The organism is Roseibium sp. (genome assembly GCF_048261595.1).
In the GTDB taxonomy this organism is placed as follows: domain Bacteria; phylum Pseudomonadota; class Alphaproteobacteria; order Rhizobiales; family Stappiaceae; genus Roseibium.
This window is the reverse complement of the sequence record NZ_JBLXFW010000001.1, coordinates 18526-37623: the sequence shown is the minus strand read 5'-3', so window position 1 is coordinate 37623 and position 19098 is coordinate 18526. Positions and strand designations below refer to the sequence as shown.

Annotated in this window: 15 protein-coding genes; 9 read left to right on the top strand and 6 right to left on the bottom strand. The window is 59.2% G+C overall.

Features of this window, described 5'->3' with window-relative positions:
• Nucleotide 1 precedes the first annotated feature (1 nt).
• Both ACN0SY_RS00185 and ACN0SY_RS00180 read right to left on the bottom strand, forming a co-directional pair.
• Nucleotides 2-322: a 2Fe-2S iron-sulfur cluster-binding protein gene (locus ACN0SY_RS00185; protein ID WP_417683740.1), complete on the bottom strand. Its 321-nt coding sequence runs from the start codon at nt 320-322 to the stop codon at nt 2-4.
• 102 nt (nt 323-424) lie between these two features.
• Entirely contained in the window at nt 425-1345 is a 921-nt protein-coding gene (locus ACN0SY_RS00180) for a LysR family transcriptional regulator (RefSeq protein ID WP_417683739.1), read from the bottom strand.
• A 180-nt stretch (nt 1346-1525) separates the two neighbouring features.
• On the opposite strand from ACN0SY_RS00180, the gene ACN0SY_RS00175 reads away from it, so the two are divergent.
• Both ACN0SY_RS00175 and ACN0SY_RS00170 read left to right on the top strand, forming a co-directional pair.
• A complete protein-coding gene (locus ACN0SY_RS00175) occupies nt 1526-2734 on the top strand; it encodes a cytochrome P450 (RefSeq protein ID WP_417683738.1) in 1209 nt (402 codons plus the stop codon).
• Between the two features lie 22 nt (nt 2735-2756).
• The gene (locus tag ACN0SY_RS00170; protein WP_417683737.1) at nt 2757-3992 is read left to right on the top strand and encodes an NAD(P)/FAD-dependent oxidoreductase; all 1236 of its coding nucleotides are present in this window, start codon (nt 2757-2759) and stop codon (nt 3990-3992) included.
• Nucleotides 3993-4111: 119 nt separating this feature from the next.
• Here ACN0SY_RS00170 and ACN0SY_RS00165 read toward each other — a convergent pair whose 3' ends face one another.
• From ACN0SY_RS00165 to ACN0SY_RS00155, 3 genes are read right to left on the bottom strand one after another with little or no spacing between them, the layout of a single operon-like run.
• Nucleotides 4112-4987, bottom strand: coding sequence for an amidohydrolase family protein (locus ACN0SY_RS00165; protein WP_417683736.1), 876 nt, complete (start codon nt 4985-4987; stop codon nt 4112-4114).
• Nucleotides 4984-5463 (bottom strand): MarR family winged helix-turn-helix transcriptional regulator, encoded by a 480-nt coding sequence (locus tag ACN0SY_RS00160; RefSeq protein ID WP_417683735.1) that lies wholly within the window; start codon nt 5461-5463, stop codon nt 4984-4986. Before ACN0SY_RS00160 ends, ACN0SY_RS00165 begins: the two co-directional genes overlap by 4 nt.
• Nucleotides 5460-6275 (bottom strand): crotonase/enoyl-CoA hydratase family protein, encoded by an 816-nt coding sequence (locus ACN0SY_RS00155; RefSeq protein WP_417683734.1) that lies wholly within the window; start codon nt 6273-6275, stop codon nt 5460-5462. The genes ACN0SY_RS00160 and ACN0SY_RS00155 overlap by 4 nt, the downstream gene beginning before the upstream one ends.
• Nucleotides 6276-6463: 188 nt before the next feature.
• Here ACN0SY_RS00155 and ACN0SY_RS00150 point away from each other — a divergent pair, with 188 nt between their 5' ends.
• The 5 genes from ACN0SY_RS00150 (at nt 6464) to ACN0SY_RS00130 (ending at nt 15870) form a co-directional block, all read left to right on the top strand.
• Nucleotides 6464-8320: a feruloyl-CoA synthase gene (locus ACN0SY_RS00150; protein ID WP_417683733.1), complete on the top strand. Its 1857-nt coding sequence runs from the start codon at nt 6464-6466 to the stop codon at nt 8318-8320.
• On the top strand, nt 8320-9081 hold the full coding sequence (locus tag ACN0SY_RS00145) for an SDR family NAD(P)-dependent oxidoreductase (protein ID WP_417683732.1): 762 nt from the start codon (nt 8320-8322) through the stop codon (nt 9079-9081). Before ACN0SY_RS00150 ends, ACN0SY_RS00145 begins: the two co-directional genes overlap by 1 nt.
• An 18-nt stretch (nt 9082-9099) precedes the next feature.
• A complete protein-coding gene (locus ACN0SY_RS00140) occupies nt 9100-10809 on the top strand; it encodes an acyl-CoA dehydrogenase family protein (RefSeq protein WP_417683731.1) in 1710 nt (569 codons plus the stop codon).
• 383 nt (nt 10810-11192) lie between these two features.
• A complete protein-coding gene (locus tag ACN0SY_RS00135; RefSeq protein ID WP_417683730.1) occupies nt 11193-14336 on the top strand; it encodes a PAS domain S-box protein in 3144 nt (1047 codons plus the stop codon).
• Between the two features lie 25 nt (nt 14337-14361).
• Complete coding sequence (locus tag ACN0SY_RS00130) at nt 14362-15870, top strand: sigma-54-dependent transcriptional regulator (protein WP_417683729.1); 1509 nt, start codon at nt 14362-14364, stop codon at nt 15868-15870.
• A gap of 730 nt (nt 15871-16600) precedes the next feature.
• Here ACN0SY_RS00130 and ACN0SY_RS00125 read toward each other — a convergent pair.
• Nucleotides 16601-16960, bottom strand: a complete 360-nt coding sequence (locus tag ACN0SY_RS00125) for a MarR family transcriptional regulator (protein WP_417683728.1) — start codon at nt 16958-16960, stop codon at nt 16601-16603.
• 219 nt (nt 16961-17179) lie between these two features.
• Here ACN0SY_RS00125 and ACN0SY_RS00120 point away from each other — a divergent pair, with 219 nt between their 5' ends.
• Together ACN0SY_RS00120 and hpaE are read left to right on the top strand one after the other, a co-directional pair.
• Nucleotides 17180-17572 (top strand): 5-carboxymethyl-2-hydroxymuconate Delta-isomerase, encoded by a 393-nt coding sequence (locus ACN0SY_RS00120; protein WP_417683727.1) that lies wholly within the window; start codon nt 17180-17182, stop codon nt 17570-17572.
• 12 nt (nt 17573-17584) lie between these two features.
• Entirely contained in the window at nt 17585-19096 is a 1512-nt protein-coding gene (hpaE, locus tag ACN0SY_RS00115) for a 5-carboxymethyl-2-hydroxymuconate semialdehyde dehydrogenase (RefSeq protein WP_417683726.1), read from the top strand.
• Nucleotides 19097-19098: the final 2 nt, after the last annotated feature.

Here is a 19098-nt window from a genome sequence, read left to right as displayed (position 1 = left end):
GTTACTGGGTGTCGGGAACCTCGATCACCCAGCCATCCATTTCATCGGTGACGGGGATCTGGCAGCTGAGACGGCTGCCCGGACGGAGTTCGGCGTTTGCGAATTCGAGCATGTCTTCTTCCGTTTCGCTTTTCGCCGGAAGATGGGTGACCTGCTCCTCGGTGAAATAGCAGTGGCAGGTCGCGCAGGCGAGTGCCCCGCCGCAATCGGCGACAACGCCGCTGACATTGCCATCCCGAGCCGCTTCCATAACGGATTTGCCGACCGGCACATCGACCGTCGTCTCGGTTCCGTCCGCTTCCTTGAAAATCAACTGGGGCACGAGCACCTCCTCCTGTGCATGCGAGATCTTGCGCAGTCTCCTAGAGGGAGTGCTTATATCGATCAATCCAATCGAATAGATATTCCAGATCAATAAATTGAATTAATCACCAATGCTCGGAACATCTGCAGCGATTTGGGCGATCTGTTGCCGCACCCAGCTGTGCATCGACGAGTGATGTGTGCGCGAGGTCCAGACCAGATCGATATCGAATGGCGCAGGCAATGGGCAAGGCCGCACCACTACATCTTTCTTCAACATCCCTGCCATGCGGCTCGGGAGCGTCGAGATAAGGTCGGTCCCTCTCAGGATCTGCCCAAGGTCAGCCGGACTTGGAACGCCAAGGACCTGGTTGAGCGACAAGCCTTTTGCTTCCACCTCCAGGAGATAGTTGGATTTCCAGTTGCCGCCATAGGTCACTACCGCATGCGAGGCACCGAGGTAGCTGTCGAGGTCGAGAACGCCTTCGGCAAGCGGATTGGCCGGATCCATTATGCAGACGTATTCGTCGTTGAGGATCCGCCGCTTGTAGAGACCGCTGTCATTGAAGCGGATCGGACCCATCAGGAAATCGCTGTTCCCCTGCTTGAGTTGCTGACCACCCACACCAAAAGCCTGGTGAACGTTGACTGTCAGCCCGGGAGCCTCCTTGCGCAGGAGCCGCATGAGTTTCGGCAATATGACAAGTCGCTCGTAGTAATTGCAGGAGATGGATACAACGCCCGTCGCTTCACCGGGATCGAAGTCTCGCGGCCTGGACAGGTCCTGGTAGGCCTCGATCATCTCGCGCACGGAGGCAACCACGTCATGACATCTGTCGGTGGCCGCAATGCCGGTCCCCTGACGGACGAACAGTGGATCCTGAAACGCCTTGCGCAGCCTCTCGATCGTATAGCTTACGGTCGACTGGTTGACATCGAGGCGCTCCGCCGCGACCGAGAACGAGCCGGTATCGAACACCAGCACCATTGTTCGCAGGGCATTGAAGTCCATGGCCATGGGGTCGACACGTGAAGATGACATTTTCGTTCTCCCGGCACTCAGCCGAATTCTTATTGGTCTTTTCGATAAAACATATTTAGCCAATCTAATTGATTGATGGCAATCCATATCCGATCTTCCGCAGCAATGAAATTCTAGGGACCGTCCTTGACCGGAGGCCCGCAGGGCCCTGCTCAGTGGCCGAGATTTGTGGAGGAAATCATGTCAGACGCTGCGCTCGCCGAACGGATCGCCCCCCTGGCCCCGCTTGATGAAACCATCACCATCGAGCAACTGACACGTGACCCCTACCCCATCTACAAGCGCCTGCGCGCAGAAGCTCCGGTTCTGCGGGTCAAGTCCGTCGGAAGGACGTTGCTGACCAAGGCTGCCGACACCAAGATGGTGAAGGACAATCCGGAACTCTTCAGCTCCGATGATCCGAACACACCGATGGAGCGCGCGCTCGGCATCCAGACGCTGATGCGCAAGGATGGCGCGGAGCACATGCGCCTGCGCAACGCCATGGCGCCGTCCTTCTCGGCAAAGAACATCAAGGACGTCTGGATCCCGGCCTATACCAAGGTTGTCGAGGACTACGTCTCCAGGCTACCCCGCGGCGAAACCGTCGACCTCTTCCCGGCCCTTGCCGGCCCGGTCGCCGCACGTTGCCTTGCCGTCCTGCTCGGGTTGCATGAGGCCAGCGATCACGACATGCAGCACTGGTCGGACACGATCATCAAGGGTTCAGGCAACTTTGGCTGGGATCCGGCGATCTTCGAGGTCTGCGACCGCGAAAACGTGCGCATGGACGACTGCATAAACAAGGCCGCAGACCTTTATCGCGGCACCGATGAGCCGAATGCGGTTGCTGTCATGATCAATGCCCAGGATCCGATCGAGCATGAGCAGATGATTGCCAACATCAAGATCGCCATCGGCGGCGGCATCAACGAACCGCGCGACGCGGCGCTGACAGCCGTGTTCGGCCTGCTCACCAATCCGGACCAGCTTGATGCGGTAAAGGCAGACGACAAGCTCTGGAACACCGTCTTCGAGGAGGCCGTCCGCTGGGTTGCCCCGATCCAGGCAAGCTCGCGCAGGGTAACGGAAGACACGGAAATCCGCGGCTACCACATCCCGAAGGGAGACGTGGTCATGACCATCCAGGCCTCGTCCAACCACGACGAAGAAATCTATGAGGACGGCCACCTGTTCAACATCTTCCGCCCGAAGCAGCCACACCAGGCCTTTGGCAACGGACCGCACTTCTGCCTCGGCACCCATGTCGCGCGCCGCATGGTCGGTCAGATCCTGCTTCCGATGCTGTTCGACCGCTTCCCGAACATGAAGCTGACCGACCCGAAGGATGTCATCTTCTCCGGTTTCGGCTTCCGTGGACCGATCACGCTCCCTGTCGAGTTGAACTGACCCCTGCCATTCGGACAACAAAATGACCGCCAAGACCCAACGTGTCGTCGTCGTCGGCGCCGGCCAGGCAGGCATTGCGCTTTGCGCAAAGCTGCGCGCCCTCGGCCATGAAGGCACCATCACCCTGATCGGCAGCGAAACAGCGCCTCCCTACCAGCGCCCTCCGCTGTCAAAGGCCTACGCCCTTGGCGAGATGGACGAAGAACGCCTCTATCTGCGTCCGCCCGCATTCTATGAGACCAACGCCATCGAACTCAAGACAGGCACGACTGTCACGTCCATCGACAGAGAACTCGGCAATGTCCAGACAGACAACGGCCAGAAGATCCCCTATGACGTCCTTGTCATTGCCACAGGTGCACCGCCCCGCAAGCTGCCGGACGCCATCGGTGGAAATCTGGATGGCGTGATCGAAATCCGGACTCTTGCCGACGCAGACCGTTTTGCCGCGAACCTATCGAGCGGCAAGAACGTCCTCGTGGTCGGCGGTGGCTACATCGGTCTTGAAGCGGCTGCTGTTGCCGCCAAGAAAGGCCTCAACGTCACCCTCATCGAAGCCGCGCCCCGTATTCTCGGTCGTGTCGCCTCAGCACAGACCGCCGACTATTTTCGCGCGCTGCACGAGGGCAACGGAGTTCGCATCCTGGAAAACACCGGGCTTGAACACCTGATGGGCGACAATGGCAAGGTCACGGCTGCCGTGCTCGCCAGCGGCGAGACCTTCGGCGTCGACTTTGTCGTCGCCGGCATCGGCGTCGTTCCGGAAGTCACCATTGCAGAAGCTGCCGGCCTTGAAATCGACAATGGTATCGCCGTCGATCAATTCTCACGAACAAGCGATCCAGCCATCTACGCCATCGGCGACTGTGCGTCGTTCCCCTATCGCGGCTCCCGCATACGGCTGGAGAGCGTCGGCAACGCGATTGCCCAGGCCGAAGCTGCGGCAGCGGCGATCCATGGCTCCGGGGTCCCTTACGTCCCCAAGCCTTGGTTCTGGTCGGATCAATATGACGTCAAGCTCCAGATTGCCGGACTGAACACCGGCCACGACAAGGTTGTCGAGCGTCGCACGGACGATAAATCGCGATCCTTCTGGTACTATCGCGGTGATGAACTACTGGCGATCGATGCCATGAATGCACCGCGCGACTACATGATGGCAAAACGCTGGATCGAAGCCGGTCAGTCGCCCGCACCGGAAGACGTCTCGAACCCAGCCTGCGAGTTGAAATCGATGAACGTCTCGGCGAACGCCTGACGAGACCTGCGATTGCGTAACCTGCCGATCTGCGTCAGGTCCCGGAATGCAAAACAAATAAGGCCCCAGGCGACGCCTGGAGCCTTCCGGTCTGTAACGGGCAGACCGTCTTCGAACCCCTAGAGGTTCAGAAGCCTTCGAGCATTTTCCTTCAGGATAAGCGGGCGTACCTCGTCCCGGATCTCGATGTTCTCGAAATCGGCCAACCAGCGATCAGGCGTGATCGCAGGCCAGTCCGAGCCGAACAGCATCTTCTTCTTCAGGATCGTATTGGCGTATTGAACGAGGATCTTCGGGAAATACTTCGGCGACCAGCCCGACATGTCGATGTAGACATTGGGTTTGTGAGTGGCCACCGACAGCGCCTCTTCCTGCCAGGGGAACGACGGATGAGCCAGGATGATCGGCATGTCGGGAAAATCGACCGCGACGTCATCGAGGTACATCGGGTTGGAGTATTTCAGGCGCATGCCCATGCCACCGGGCATGCCGGCGCCAACCCCGGTCTGCCCGGTGTGGAACAGCGAAATCGCTCCTTCCTCGGCAATCGCCTCATAGAGCACGTAGGCGCTGCGGTCGTTGGGAAAGAAACCCTGCATTGTCGGATGGAACTTGAAGCCTCGAACCCCGAAGTCACGAACCAGCCGCCGCACTTCGCGAGCACCGACCTTGCCCTTTGCCGGGTCGATCGAGGCGAACGGGATCATGATGTCGCTGTTTTCGCCGGCGATCTCGGCCACTTCCTCATTTGAATAGCGCCGGAAGCCCGTTTCGCGTTCGGCATCGACTGGAAAGATCACACAGCCGATCTTGCGTTCCCGGTAGTAAGCCGCCGTGTCTCGAACCGTCGGCAACATGCCTTTGGCCCCGGCCGGATTCTTGAAATACTTGGCCATTCCCGCCTGGAACTCGTCGTAGCCGTCGTCGCGGTGACCACAGCACGGTTCCTCGGCATGGGTATGGATGTCGAGCGCGATCAGCTCATCGAGATTCATGCCGTTTCTCCCTGCGGTACGCCTGCAAATTTCGCCAGAAGACGGAGCAATTCGCGGGTCTCGGTTTCTGACAATGGACTATCGATGGTTTCCATGTGGCGATAGAAGTCCGGCTCATGCCGGTTGACGAAATCGATACCTCGATCAGTGAGAGCCAGCTCGACCGCGCGCCGGTCTTCGTCGGGAATGGTTCGGGTGAGAAGCCCGTCCGCCTCGAAACTGCGGATCAGCTTCGTCATGTGGGCGTTCTTGATGGCAAGCGTCTGTGCCAGATGCCCCTGACGAATGCCCGGATTGCTGCGGATCATCCAGAGAACGGAGAACTCGCCTGGCTTCAAACCGGTGTGGCCCATGACATCGAAGAAATGCTGGAACACCTTCAACTGCGACAGGCGCAGCAGCAACCCGAGTGAATAATCAAGACCGGCCATGTCGATACGCCCCTGCCCGCTGGTTCTCGCTCCTGCATCGGTCATTGGCTGCCTCCATCCTGTCCGAGGTCGTTGGGGTTGCGAACCTTGCCGGCACGCTTGTCCAGAAAGGCCTGCAGGCGGGCCTTCGCTTCAGGACCATTCTGCGTGAACGACGCAACGAAGGACTCGACGAACAGGCCATCTTCCCGGGCCATGTCCTGGATCCGCGGCAGGGCCTGAATGATCGCATAGTTGGAAAGTTCAGCGTTCGAGGCGGCAGCCTTTGCCAGCTCGACGGCCTTGGCCTTGGCGGCACCCTCCGGAACGACATATTGCGCCAGATTGCAGCCCTCGGCCTCCTCGGCGCTCAGCGACCGGCCGGTCAGCATGAGATCCATCATCCTCGCAACGCCGATCAGCCGGGCAATGCGGACCGAACCGCCGCCGCCGACGAAAATACCGCGCTGCCCCTCCGGAAGCGCCATGAAGGCGCTGCTATCGGCCACCCGGATATGGGTCGAAGCTGCGAGTTCCAGCCCGCCGCCGACAACTGCGCCATGAAGCGCCGAAATCCATGGGATCATGCCGAACTCGATGCGAGAGAAGACCTGGTGCCATCCGCGCGAGTGGCGCACACCCTCGATGGCGGAGCGTTCGGCGTGCTCGGCCAGATCAAGGCCGGCGCAGAAATGCTTGCCTTCACCGAACAACACGGCCGCCTTGGCCTCGCGCTCGGCCCGGGAAATGCACACGGCAAGGGCGTCGATCACCCGGTCGCTGACCGCATTGCGCTTGTCCGGCCGGTTCAAGCCGACCAGGGCAATGTCATCGACCACCTCGAACGTGACCAGTTCCTCGTTGACGGGCTTGTCCATGTGACCAGGCAATCCTCTAAGCTGTTTGTCTTGGGCGTCCCGGGATCTTCCGATCACGGTTCACCTATTTGGGATCATAATTTTTATTCCGTGTAAATAGTTTACAAGGAAACATTTTTGATGCAAACAAATTTGGACACCAAATCGCATGCCTCGACATGCGAGGCTTTTTCGCGGGAGGAAACTGCATGGCAAAGCGTGGTCCAGAGGATGTGCGCGTCTGGAATCCGGATATTGCCTGGGAGACGCTGGACGACGGAACGACCTATGTCTGGCGAAAGGATGAGCTGCAGGGCTTCCCCACCCGCATGTCCGACCGCCTCGATCATTGGGCGAGCGTTGCTCCCGATCGTGACTGGCTCGCCGCGCGCTCCGAGAACGGCGAATGGCGCCGGCTGACATATTCCGAAGGCCTTGCCCAAGTCCGGTCGCTTGCGCAGGCTCTGCTCGATCTCGGCCTGAGCGTCGAACGCCCGGTTCTGATCCTTTCAGGCAATTCCATAGAACACGCGCTTGTCGCCATGGCGGCACAGTATGTCGGCATCGCATCGGCCGCTGTATCGCCCGCCTACGCTCTGGTTTCGGAGGACTTCGGCAAGCTCAAGGACATCAACACCCAGATAACTCCCGGGCTGGTGTTTGCCGACAAGGTTGAACCGTTCGAGCGGGCAATCCTGTCGGTCTTCGGCGATGATATCCCGGTGCTGGCCGTTGAGGGTTCGGTCAAGGGCCGCACCAATCTGGACTTCCGAACCTTGACGGAGACCAACGTCACGGAGAAGGTCGCGTCCGCCAATGCCGCGGTCGGACCAGACACGGTTGCAAAATTCCTCTTCACTTCCGGCACAACCGGTTCCCCCAAGGCGGTGATCCAGACCCAGCGGATGCTGTGCTCCAATCAGGCCATGGTAGCCGACTGGTGTGCGTTCCTGACTGACGAACCGCCGGTATTAGTGGACTGGGCTCCTTGGAACCACGTTGCTTCGGGCAACAAGGTCTTCAACATCGCGCTCTACAATGGTGGCACCTATTACATTGACGAGGGCAAGCCGACGCCCAAGGCGATTACGACGACGATCCGGAACCTGAAGGAGGTTTCACCGTCGTGGTACTTCAACGTGCCTGCCGGCTTCGAGATGCTGATCGACGCCATGCGCACGGACGAGGATCTGCGCCGGAATTTCTTCAAGAACCTCAAGTTCATGATGTATGCGGGCGCAGGCATGGCGCAGCACACCTGGGACGATCTCATTGCCTTGTCTGAGGAAACGCTCGGACATCCTGTACGTCTTGCAACCAGTCTCGGAGCCACCGAGACCGGGCCATTCTCGATAGCACTCGCCAAGACCGAACCACGTCCAGGCAATGTGGGCATCCCGGCCCAGGGCATCACGCTGAAGCTCGTCCCCGTCGGCGACAAGCTCGAGGCCCGTCTCAAGGGCCCGAACATCACGCCGGGCTACTGGCGCAATGAGGAACTGACGCGAAACGCCTTCGATGAAGAAGGCTTCTACAAGCTCGGAGACGCGCTGCGGTATGCCGTTGCGGGAGATCCGTCCAAGGGCTTCTTCTTCGACGGTCGCATCGCGGAAAACTTCAAGCTTCAGACCGGAACCTGGGTGGCGGTCGGCGCCCTCCGCGCCAAGCTCGTCAATGAGATGAACGGCCTAATCCGGGATGTGGTCATCGCCGGTGAAAACCAGGTCGAGCTCGGCGCACTGCTCCTCCCGGCGTTTCCGGCCCTCAGGGCTCTCATTGGGAATGAGGAAGGGTTGAGCGACGAAGAGGTCTTGACCCACCCGGACGTGCGCAAGCGCATTTCGGAACTGCTCGGAAAACACGTTGCCAATTCGACAGGCTCGGCCACGCGGATAACGCGAGCTGTCTTCCTCGATACAGAGCCCTCTTTCGACAAGGGCGAGATCACCGACAAGGGATCCATCAACCAGCGGGCGGTTCTCGCCCACCGGAGCCATCTGGTCGACCGGCTTTATAGCGACGGCGCGGACGTTATCCGCCCCGCCCGCATGGCGGAGGCGACCTGATGCAAATCGAAGGTGCAACGGCCCTTGTCACGGGCGGTGGTTCAGGCCTCGGTGAAGCCACCGCGCGCATGCTTGCATCCGCCGGAGCGAAAGTTGGCGTTCTTGACCTGAACGAAGGTGCAGCCACACGGGTCGCCAGCGAAATCGACGGCATCGCCCTTCCAGCGGACGTTACAAGCGAAGCGGATGTGACCACAGCACTCGACAGGCTCGAGGCAGCTTTTGGACCTTTGCGCATCCTGGTCAGCTGTGCGGGCATTGGAACGGCCAAGCGCATCGTCGGGCGCGACGGTCCCATGGCTCTTGCAGACTTCCAGAAAGTGATCACGGTAAACCTTGTCGGCACCTTCAACGCCATGCGTCTCGCCGCGGCCCGCATGGCAGAGAGCGAGCCCCTCGAGGACAATGCCCGTGGCGTCATTGTCAACACGGCGTCCGTCGCAGCCTTTGACGGTCAAATCGGTCAGGCGGCCTATGCGGCATCCAAGGGAGGCATCACCTCTTTGGCCCTGCCCGCCGCCCGCGAGTTTGCCCGGTTCGGCGTTCGGGTCAATACCATCGCGCCCGGCATATTCCTGACACCGCTGCTGGCGGAATTGCCGGAAGACGCTCAGGCCAGCCTTGCCGCCGGGATTCCCTACCCTGCACGTCTCGGGGCGCCTGCAGAATTTGCGGATGCGGTGCGTTTCTGCATCGAGAACCAGTACCTCAATGCCGAAGTCATTCGCCTTGACGGCGGCACCCGCCTCGCCCCGAAATAAGGCTCAGAGATCCGCCAGATGACCGGTTTCCAGACTCAGGCCCAGACCAGCATCGACATTCTCAGCGCAGTTCCTGCCTGGCAGGAGCTGGCGCGCCTCAATCCCGATCTCGACACGAAAACTGTCAGCGCAATCCTGCAGGAAGCGGCCCGGTTTGCCGAAGGCGAACTGGCGCCCCTGAATGGAATTGCGGACGTGGTCGGCGCAGAACTCGCTGATGGCCATGTCGTCCTGCCGGGCGGCTTTCGAAAGGCCTATCGCGATCTGGCCCTGCAAGGCTGGATCGGTCTGGATGCAGATCCGGAACTTGGCGGTCAGGGATTGCCCTTGACCCTGCACACGGCCACGCAAAGCCTTTTCGATCGCGGCTGCACTTCCCTGATGATGGCGGCGGGGGCCAGCCGCGCAGCTGCTCACCTGCTGTCCGAACACGCAGAAACAGCGACCCGAAGGGAATGGGTGCCGAGACTTTGCTCGGGAGACTGGGCCGCGACGATCTGCATTTCCGAACCAGATGCCGGCTCCGATGTCGGACGCATTCGCACCTGGGCAAGTCACACGGACGATGGATGGCGCGTGACCGGCGAGAAGATCTGGATCTCCTTCGGGGATCACGACATGTGCGATCGGATCGGTCATTGCCTTCTCGCCCGAACCAACGATCAGCCGGGAACGCGTGGGCTAAGCCTGTTTCTCGTCGCGAGTACAAAATCCGATGGCTCCGCGAACGGCATAACCGTAGGTCGCATCGAGGAAAAGCTCGGCATGCATGGCTCGCCGACCTGCGCTCTCTCCTTTGAAGACTGCGAGGCAACGCTGATCGGCCCTGAAGGAAAAGGAATTGCCTGCCTTTTCACGATGATGGAACTGATGCGGCTGCAGACCGGAACCCAGGGCCTTGGTCTCGCCCTGGCGAGCGAAGCCATCGCCATCGACTACGCTTGCGAGCGGCGCCAGGGCGGGCACCCCGGTCAGCCGGCTCCGGCAATCAACACTCATGGCGACGTGAGACGGCAGCTGCTGGATGTCATGTCCCGGAACGCCGTCCTGCACATGGCCGTCCTCGACCTGTCTGCCAATATGGATCTGGCCGCCCTTGATGATGGAACGGACCGCACCGCGCTCAAGAACTACGCCGCGTGGATGCTGCCGATGATCAAGACGTTCGGTGCCGAGCGCGCCTTTGACGGTGCCAGCGCCGCGATCCAGGTCCTTGGCGGCGCAGGCTATACCCGCGAATGGCCACTGGAACAGATCCTTCGGGACGCAAGGGTGCTCTCAATCTACGAGGGCACGACCGGCATGCAGGCCCAGGACTTCCTGATGCGACGCCTTTGGCGCGAAGACGGCGCCGGTCTGGAAGCTTTCCGCCAGATGTGTGAAACCGAAATGAGCGCATGGCCCGGCGACGACCCGGAACTGACGGCCCTGAGGGCGGGCGTCGCCCGGTTTTCAGATCTGTCGGATCAAATGCTGGATCTGCGTCAATCGGCGCCTCGCCTCGCCGAGTTTGCCGCCGAGCCTTACCTGCGTGCCGGATGGTGCGCGGTCTCCTCCCTCATGGCATTCCGCCTTGCCAATTTGAAAATCCGCACGGACCTTGCCGCTTTGGGTCGCTACAGGCTTCATCAGCTCCAAGCGGAGCTGCAATTTCATGCCACCAGGTGCGATTTGGCCGCCTTGGATCCGGATACCTGTTTCACAGATAGTCAAGCAATCCGCGGGTGAAGCAGCAGCGCCTGAAACGGCAATCTACCTGCTGGTAGATGTGAATGATCTACCCGGTCGAACGGTGTAAATTTTTGAATCACTTTCTCAAAATATAGCGCCAAAATATTGATATTTATATTTTTTATGCCGATCCAGGCAGGAATTCGCACCACATAGCATTCTGTAAACATGGGCCGACCCGTGCCTTGAAGAGCGGGCTTCAGTGACAGACGCAAACAGTCCGTCTTCCTCTTGGAGATCTGAGCCTGCGCCCTGACCGCACCGGGGCAACGGCCTCAATCGCCTTTGTTAAGAAATTCAATGCAGCATTTCCAAGGAAGGATATCCTGAGCCGAAGGCGCGCTTGTACGACAACCTTCGTCACGAAATGGGAGGAACTGATGCCGCCGCAACATTGGCTCAGGACCATTGCAACGACACCGATGTTCTGGTTGCTCCTTGTCTTTCTGACCGTATCGGCCAGCGCCGTTTATTTCATCGCAGCGGAGTTGCGCCATCAACTCCACTTGGCCGAATGGTCCGACGGATTGCACCTTCATGCCAGAGACCCCAGCAACGGCACAGAAGGTCCGGCGAACTCCGGCACCATGGACGGCGGCACAGCCATGGCAGAGCACCTGCCCGGCGAGGTCGGACAATCCATTATCCTGCTGGAAGTCATAGCCCTCGCCGCAATCGGACTGGTGACGGCCATTATCCTTACCTACGTGCTGATCAAGCAGACGCAGAAGGCCGTATCACGCTCCACCCGCCTGGCAATGCGGGAGAAAGCCAAGAACAGAAAACTTAGCGAGGCAATTGCCCATGCCGAGCTCATGGAAGCGCGCAGCACCGCAATCATCGAAACGATGGACAGCGGACTTATTCGCTTCGCGCTGAATGGCAGCATAGAAATGGCGAACGCTGCCGCGGTGCAGATGTTGCGCGCCGGGAGTGAGCAGGAACTTCTCGGTCGGAGCGTCGCCGAGTTCGTGCCCGAAGCCGCTGCCTTTGGTAGCGACTTTGGCGGAATAGCGATCGCCCAGGAAGGGCAATGTGTCCGTGTTCGGGACCGGGTTGAGCGACAGGGACTGAGATGCGACGGCAGCATCTTCCCGATCGAAGTGACAGTCACCGATATCAATGTACGAGGAACGCACGCCTTTACCGTCGTGTTTCGTGATCTGAGCGCGCAGAAGATCGCGGCGGCAAAGGTAAAGCAGGCGGAAACCCGTCTTGTCGATGCAATTGAATCGCTGCCCGATGCATTCGTTCTCTATGACGCCGACGACCGCCTGGTCATATGCAACAGCAAGTACCGCGATTTCTATTCCACGAGTGCCGAGTTCATCAAGGAAGGCGCCCGCTTCGAGGACATCATTCGCAAGGGAGCGGAAGCAGGCCAGTATTCCTGCGAACCGGAAACGATAGAAAGCTGGATAGAAGAGCGACTCAAGCAGCATCAAGAACCCGGCGACGCGTTGGAACAGCAACTCGATGACGGGCGCTGGATCCGCGTCATAGAACGCCGAACGTCGGAGGGCGGTCTGGTCGGCTTCCGGGTCGACATCACGGAACTGAAGCGGCGTGAGCAGGAAATCAAACGAAGCGGCGATCTCCTCAGAAACGTGGTGGCAGCATCCTTCGATGGCGTGATTGTCATGGATGCGGAAGGCGTGGTGATCGACTACAACCCGGCGGCGGAGGAAATCTTCGGGTGGAGCCACGAGGAAATCATCGGCCGCCCCATGTCCACCTACATAATTCCAGAGCGCCACAGGAGCGGACATTACAACGGTCTGCAGAAGTTCCTTCAGACAGGTATCGGTCCGGTAATTGGCCAGAGGATCGAGGTTGAGGCTCTGCACAAGAATGGCAACGAGATCTTCGTGGAACTCGCCATCCGCAACACCGTAACCGAGGACGGTCCGCTGTTTGTCGGGTACATCCGCGATATCACCGAGCAGCGCGCGGCGGAGGCCGCACTGCGCGAGGCCAAGGAAAGAGCGGAAATCGCCAATGAGGCCAAGGCAAAATTCCTTGCGATGATGAGCCACGAAATCCGGACGCCACTGAACGGTGTTCTCGGCATCCTGAGCCTGCTTCGTTCGACTAGCCTCGACAAGAAACAGCTGGACTATGTTCAGACGGCGCGGGAATCCGGCAAGGCCCTACTCAGCCTCATCAACGATATCCTCGACTTTACGAAGCTTGAGGCCGGGCGAATGGAACTGGATGCCAGTGCCTTCGACCTTCGGGCTGTTGCCGACGGGGTCGTAAATCTTTTCGTCCCAGCCGCGCGGGACAAGGGCATAACTCTCAATCTTGAATACCCTCCAGCGACACCACACCAGGTCATCGGCGACCCTGGCCGGTTACGTCAGATCATTCTCAACCTCGTCTCTAACGCCGTAAAGTTCACCGAGTTCGGCGGGGTCACGCTCTCCGTGTCCGGCGAGAAATCATCGGGGAAGACCGCCGACTTCAAGATCATGATCCGCGATACGGGAATCGGCATTCCCGAGGACAAACACGAAGCCCTCTTCGGAAACTTCGTCACCGTAGACACAAGCTATTCCCGAAAATTCGGCGGCAGCGGCCTTGGCCTCGCGATATGCGATCAACTCGTCCAATTGATGGGTGGTACGATCGGCTTCGACAGCAAGCCGGGTATTGGCAGTTGTTTCTGGGTCAAACTCTCGCTTCAACTCGCAGACACTGCACATGTGGCTACTCCGACCTCGCCTCGAAACGCGCCTGATCGTTTGCCCGAGAACATAAGAATTCTACTTGCGGAAGATAATCCGACCAACCAGATCGTCGTCGGTCATCTCCTGGAAAACGCAGGGTGCAACGCCGATCTTGTCAGCAACGGCGAGGAAGCTGTCATAGCCGCCCGGACAACCGTCTACGATTGTATCCTGATGGACGTCTCGATGCCGCACATGGATGGCATTGAAGCGACGGAGCACATCCGCCGCGACAGCCTAAACCAGGCAACGCCGATCATCGCCCTCACCGCTTATGCCCTGAAAGGCGACCGCGAGAGGTTTCTGTCTTCGGGAATGGACGAGGTGCTGCCGAAACCATTCGAGCAGAGCGAGCTGATATTTGCGATCATGCGATCGACCTCGCTTTCCGCGCCTGACGGCCATTCCGCGCAAGACACCAGCACTTCACCGGTCGAAGGACCATCGGCGGCTGAGAAAATCATGGCATCCATGCCGGTGGAGATAAGAGACAAGCTGATTGCACAGTTCGCAATCGACATAAGTCAGCGCGCCGATGCCGTGCGCAGCGCCCACGAGAGCGCGGACATGCAGGCGCTCGAACGGGCGACACATGCCATGAAGAGCATCGCAGGGACCTTCGGTGCAGAAGACCTCGCCGAAAAGGCCGACCTGATCAACAGCTTGGTACGTGAAGAAAGACATGAGGAGGCAATGTCTTTTGTACCTCAACTCATCGAAACGGCAGAGTGCGCGCTAACACTTGCTTCGCAATTGGCTTCTAGACTTCAGGACGAAGCTCGAATTGCAACCTGATCACGGGCATCCGGAGGACCGGCCGTTGAACATCCTGATCGTTGAAGATGCCTTGTCGCTCGCTATTGTCTATGCGCACCACCTGCACAAGGCCGGCATGGAAACGGAACACGTTGACACCGGCGCCGACGCAATCAAGCGGCTTTCAGCCGGCGGGATCAGCGTCGTGCTTCTGGACCTCCAGCTGCCGGACATGAACGGCCTCGATGTGCTGGGCTACATCCATGAAGAACAGCTTCCGGTCACCGTCGTTGTCGTCACCAGCTCGGGTTCGATCAAGACCGCTGTAGATGCAATGCAGGCCGGCGCCTACGATTTCCTGGTAAAGCCCGTTGCTGCCGAAAGGCTCATCACCACGGTCCGCAACGCCCACGAGCGCGAGAGACTGACCGAGGCGGTCGAGGAGATCCGGAAAACATCCGGGGGCGTAGTGATGCAGCACGGTTTCATCGGCTCCTCCTTGCCGATGAATGCAGTCTACCGAATGATCGAAAGTGTCGCCCGGTCGAACGCACCCGTCTTCATTACCGGCGAAAGCGGCACCGGCAAGGAGATCTGCGCCGAAGCCATTCACGCCTCAAGCGCGCGCGCCAAGAACCCCTTCGTTGCAATCAATTGCGCAGCCATTCCAAAGGACCTGATCGAGAGCGAACTCTTCGGTCATGTGAAAGGCGCATTCACTGGCGCCACCTCCGATCGCGACGGGGCGGCCACCCGGGCGGACGGCGGCACCCTGTTCCTCGATGAAATCTGCGAACTGGAACTCGGCTTGCAGGCGAAGCTTTTGCGTTTTCTCCAGTCCAGCACAGTTCAAAAAGTCGGCAGTGATACAGAGACCCGTGTGGACGTCCGCATCGTCTGCGCGACGAACCGCGACCCATTGGCAGAGGTCGAAGCCGGACGCTTTCGCGAGGACCTGTACTATCGTTTGCATGTCCTGCCGATCGGACTGCCTCCGCTTCGACAACGTGGAACGGACATCCTGGAACTGGCACGCGACTTCGTGAAACGATTCAGCCGGGAGGAAAGCAAGCACTTCGACGGCTTTTCGATCGAGGCAGAAGAAGCGTTGCTGGCGCATACCTGGCCCGGCAACGTCCGGGAAATGCAGAACACCATTCGCAATATCGTGGTTCTCAATGACGGCCCGCTGATCGAACTCGAAATGCTCGAAGGGTTACATGGCAATCGAAGCAATCCTGTGTCGACGGCGCCGAACAGTGTCTCCGCTCGCCCAGAACTGCGCGGTGCACCTAGTGAGGCTATTCGGAACGCTTGGCCGCAGTTGACACTGACACTCGGGCAACCGTTCGAGGTTCTAGAACGCCAGATCCTCGAGGCGACCATCGAGGCCTGTGGCGGAAGCCTGCCGAAGACGGCCAGGTCACTCGGGATCAGCCCGTCGACCCTCTATCGCAAAAAGGAAATTTGGGCAGCACAAGACGCGTCTCCGACGCTGAATGGCAGCGATGAGCCGAAGCAGAATGCAGCGCCAGACGCAGGCGTAGGCGGCGATACGGGCGCACAAATGTAAACCGCCCGCGTTGACTGTAACTGGCCGCAATCCCCAAGGGCCTCCAAGCCCCTGTCTCACCGCATGAGAGCATCACGTCTGCTCGCCTACAGCACTGCGATCGACGGCAATTATCGCATTCTTCTTGAGACCGATTTTCCCAAAACGAAATAAGCAATTTGCGAATTTGCAAAGCAAACTTTGCATTTTCAAAAAAATGGCCATGCCAGATTTCTACGAAATAAATTCAACACCTTGAAATATATAGATAAATTTCCTCCACTCAGCTTGGCACGCCACTTGATATGTGATCACTGCCCAACGGAAGAGGGAGAAATTCGCGATTTTCGACGCTCGCGAAAAGGCAACCGAAGTTCGCGCGATTTGCAAAAATCCTGCAACCAGGTGAACCAAAGTCAGGTCGAGTTCGTATTAGCTTAATGGCTCGGCCTATCCAAAGTCCCGAATTAAAAAGGAGATTGCTGCCAAAACCCTTGTTGTTAAGCCCAAACATGGCGAACGGATATTCGCTTCAGCACCTACCCCCCCAGAATGTCCGATCGCGGTTCCGGCAATGGCAGAACAAAAACTCCGAAGCGGGCTCTCCTTTCACACGTGGCCCCATCCTGAACGTGAGAGGAAAGTCCCCAAGCCCACCAAACTGGTATGGCCGGTGAACCTTAAAAGGCACCGGCCTTTTCTTTTTAGACGGTAACTTCCGACAAGGATCCGAAGTGAGGCTGCCTCACGGCTAGACTCTGTCGAGCTTCTCAAGAAGGTCGAGAAGAAGCGCCATGTCTTCGGCTCCGAACCTTTGCTCCAGATCACTGGCAAGTCGCAGGGATGCTTCACGATTGCCGGCAAGAAGCGCCCTGCCCTCGTCGGTTATTTCGACGACGAGGCGTCGGCGGTCGTCCGGGTCGGCCCCGCGCTCGACATAACCCTTCTGCGACAACGTTTGCACAATTCGTGTCTGGCTAGGCAAATGCAGGGCGGCACGCTCGGCAAGTGTGCTCGCATCGAGTTTCCCGGCCTCATGCAGCACCCGAAGCACACGCCACTGCTGTTCGGTCACCCCGGACTCAGCCAGCATCTCCCGGATCGGTCCCATGACTTTCTCTCGAGCTCGGATCAGAGCAATTGGCAATGACCGTTCCGTCGGCGGAAACTCGTGAGACATTTGCGCGTCCGAGGCGCCCACGGAACGGGATTGGTTGTCGTTGGACCGGTCCATATTTCCTCCCTAGACTGATGCTGCTTACCACAAAGGGTTTGACACATGTCCAGAATGTTATTTAACATGATAAATAATTAGAGAGGGACAAGTGCGTTGCCGCATCTGCAGATCGAATACTCGGCCAATCTCGAACCGGACGTGGACATGTCCGCCTTTTGCGAAGCGCTACGCCAAAGCGCGTCTCAGATCGAAGAGTTTCCGCTTGCCGGCATCCGTGTCCGTGCCATTCGGGTCGACCACTATGCAATAGCAGACGGCAATCCGGATCACGGATTTGTCGACATATCCGTGCGGCTTCGCGGTGGACGCCCGATCGATGTCCGCAAGGATGCAACGCAGCGACTTTTCGAGGCTGCACAGACGTTTCTCGAAGCTGTCATGGCCCGCCGGCCGGTGGCGCTATCCCTGGAAATGAGAGACATCGACCCGGAGCTCTCGCCGAAATGCGGCTCCATCCGCAATCACCTTGTCTCCAAGACCAACTGACAAAGGCGCATCATGGCGGATCTGTCCGAAAACCTGAAATCGCTGGGCTCCCACCTGGACCGGCTCCGGAGCCGCGGCATTCTCAATCACATTGCGGGCAAGGACTCGCCGGCGGTCAGCGGCGCGACCTTCGAGACGCGCTCGCCGGTCGACGACAGCTTCATCTGCAACGTGGCACGAGGGTCCGAAGCCGACATCGATCAGGCGGCCCGGGCCGCGAAAGACGCTTTCCCCGCATGGCGGGACATGCCCGCAACCGAGCGCAAGGCCATCCTGCACAGGATCGCAGACCTGATCGTAGAGCGGGCCGACGAAATTGCCCTGTGCGAATGCTGGGATACCGGCCAACCGCTGCGTTTCATGTCGAAAGCAGCTCTGCGCGGCGCCGAGAACTTCCGGTTCTTCGCCGACAAAGCGGTGTCGGCGAGGGACGGTCAGGCGCTTCCGTCGCCGACCCTGATGAACATCACCACACGCGTCCCCATCGGACCTGTTGGCGTCATCACGCCGTGGAACACGCCATTCATGCTCTCCACCTGGAAGATTGCTCCGGCTCTGGCTGCAGGCTGTACCGTTGCTCACAAACCAGCTGAATTATCTCCTGTAACAGCCAGTATTCTATGTGAAATCGCACAGGCAGCCGGTTTGCCAGACGGTGTCTGGAACATGGTGCATGGCTATGGCGAGGAAGCAGGAAAGGCGCTAACCGAACATCCCGACATCAAGGCCATCGCCTTCGTCGGAGAGAGCCGCACCGGCTCCATGATCATGAAACAGGGCGCAGACACGCTGAAGCGCGTGCATTTCGAACTCGGCGGCAAAAACCCGGTCGTCGTCTTCGATGACGCAGATCTCGAACGTGCTCTCGACGCGGTCATCTTCATGATCTACTCGCTGAACGGCGAGCGATGCACCTCCTCGTCGCGTCTCCTCGTCCAGGAAACAATCGCCGACGAGTTCGAGCGCCGTCTGATCGAGCGCGTCAATGCAATCAAGGTCGGCCATCCGCTGGATCCAAGAACCGAAGTCGGACCGCTGATCGGCAAGGGGCATTTCGACAAGGTCAGCAGCTACTTTGAAAAGGCGCGGGAGGATGGCGCCATGATTGCTGCCGGCGGCAAGCGCCACGGCGAAAAGGGCTGGTTCGTCGAACCGACGCTCTTCACAGGCGCGACCAACGGTATGCGCATTGCCCAGGAGGAAATCTTCGGACCGGTGCTCACCAGCATTCGCTTCGGCACCGAGGAGGAAGCCCTCGCCATGGCCAATGACACTGCCTACGGCCTGACGGGTTACCTCTGGACCAATGACATCACCCGCGCCATGCGCTTCACCCATGGCCTCGAGGCCGGGATGATCTGGGTTAACTCGGAAAACGTGCGTCACCTGCCGACCCCGTTCGGCGGCGTGAAGGCCAGCGGCATTGGCCGCGACGGCGGTGACTGGTCGTTCGACTTCTACATGGAACAAAAACACGTCGGCATCGCCACCGGCCAGCACCAGATCCCGCGTCTGGGCGCCTGAGC

What these genes read in the sequence shown, in the direction of transcription:
- ACN0SY_RS00175 (WP_417683738.1), top strand. Translation starts at nt 1,526, where the DNA reads ATGTCAGACGCTGCGCTCGCCGAACGGATCGCCCCCCTGGCCCCGCTT.
- ACN0SY_RS00165 (WP_417683736.1), bottom strand. Translation starts at nt 4,987, where the DNA reads ATGAATCTCGATGAGCTGATCGCGCTCGACATCCATACCCATGCCGAG.
- hpaE (WP_417683726.1), top strand. Translation starts at nt 17,585, where the DNA reads ATGGCGGATCTGTCCGAAAACCTGAAATCGCTGGGCTCCCACCTGGAC.
- ACN0SY_RS00125 (WP_417683728.1), bottom strand. Translation starts at nt 16,960, where the DNA reads ATGGGACCGATCCGGGAGATGCTGGCTGAGTCCGGGGTGACCGAACAG.
- ACN0SY_RS00135 (WP_417683730.1), top strand. Translation starts at nt 11,193, where the DNA reads ATGCCGCCGCAACATTGGCTCAGGACCATTGCAACGACACCGATGTTC.
- ACN0SY_RS00180 (WP_417683739.1), bottom strand. Translation starts at nt 1,345, where the DNA reads ATGTCATCTTCACGTGTCGACCCCATGGCCATGGACTTCAATGCCCTG.
- ACN0SY_RS00170 (WP_417683737.1), top strand. Translation starts at nt 2,757, where the DNA reads ATGACCGCCAAGACCCAACGTGTCGTCGTCGTCGGCGCCGGCCAGGCA.
- ACN0SY_RS00150 (WP_417683733.1), top strand. Translation starts at nt 6,464, where the DNA reads ATGGCAAAGCGTGGTCCAGAGGATGTGCGCGTCTGGAATCCGGATATT.
- ACN0SY_RS00160 (WP_417683735.1), bottom strand. Translation starts at nt 5,463, where the DNA reads ATGACCGATGCAGGAGCGAGAACCAGCGGGCAGGGGCGTATCGACATG.
- ACN0SY_RS00155 (WP_417683734.1), bottom strand. Translation starts at nt 6,275, where the DNA reads ATGGACAAGCCCGTCAACGAGGAACTGGTCACGTTCGAGGTGGTCGAT.
- ACN0SY_RS00145 (WP_417683732.1), top strand. Translation starts at nt 8,320, where the DNA reads ATGCAAATCGAAGGTGCAACGGCCCTTGTCACGGGCGGTGGTTCAGGC.
- ACN0SY_RS00140 (WP_417683731.1), top strand. Translation starts at nt 9,100, where the DNA reads ATGACCGGTTTCCAGACTCAGGCCCAGACCAGCATCGACATTCTCAGC.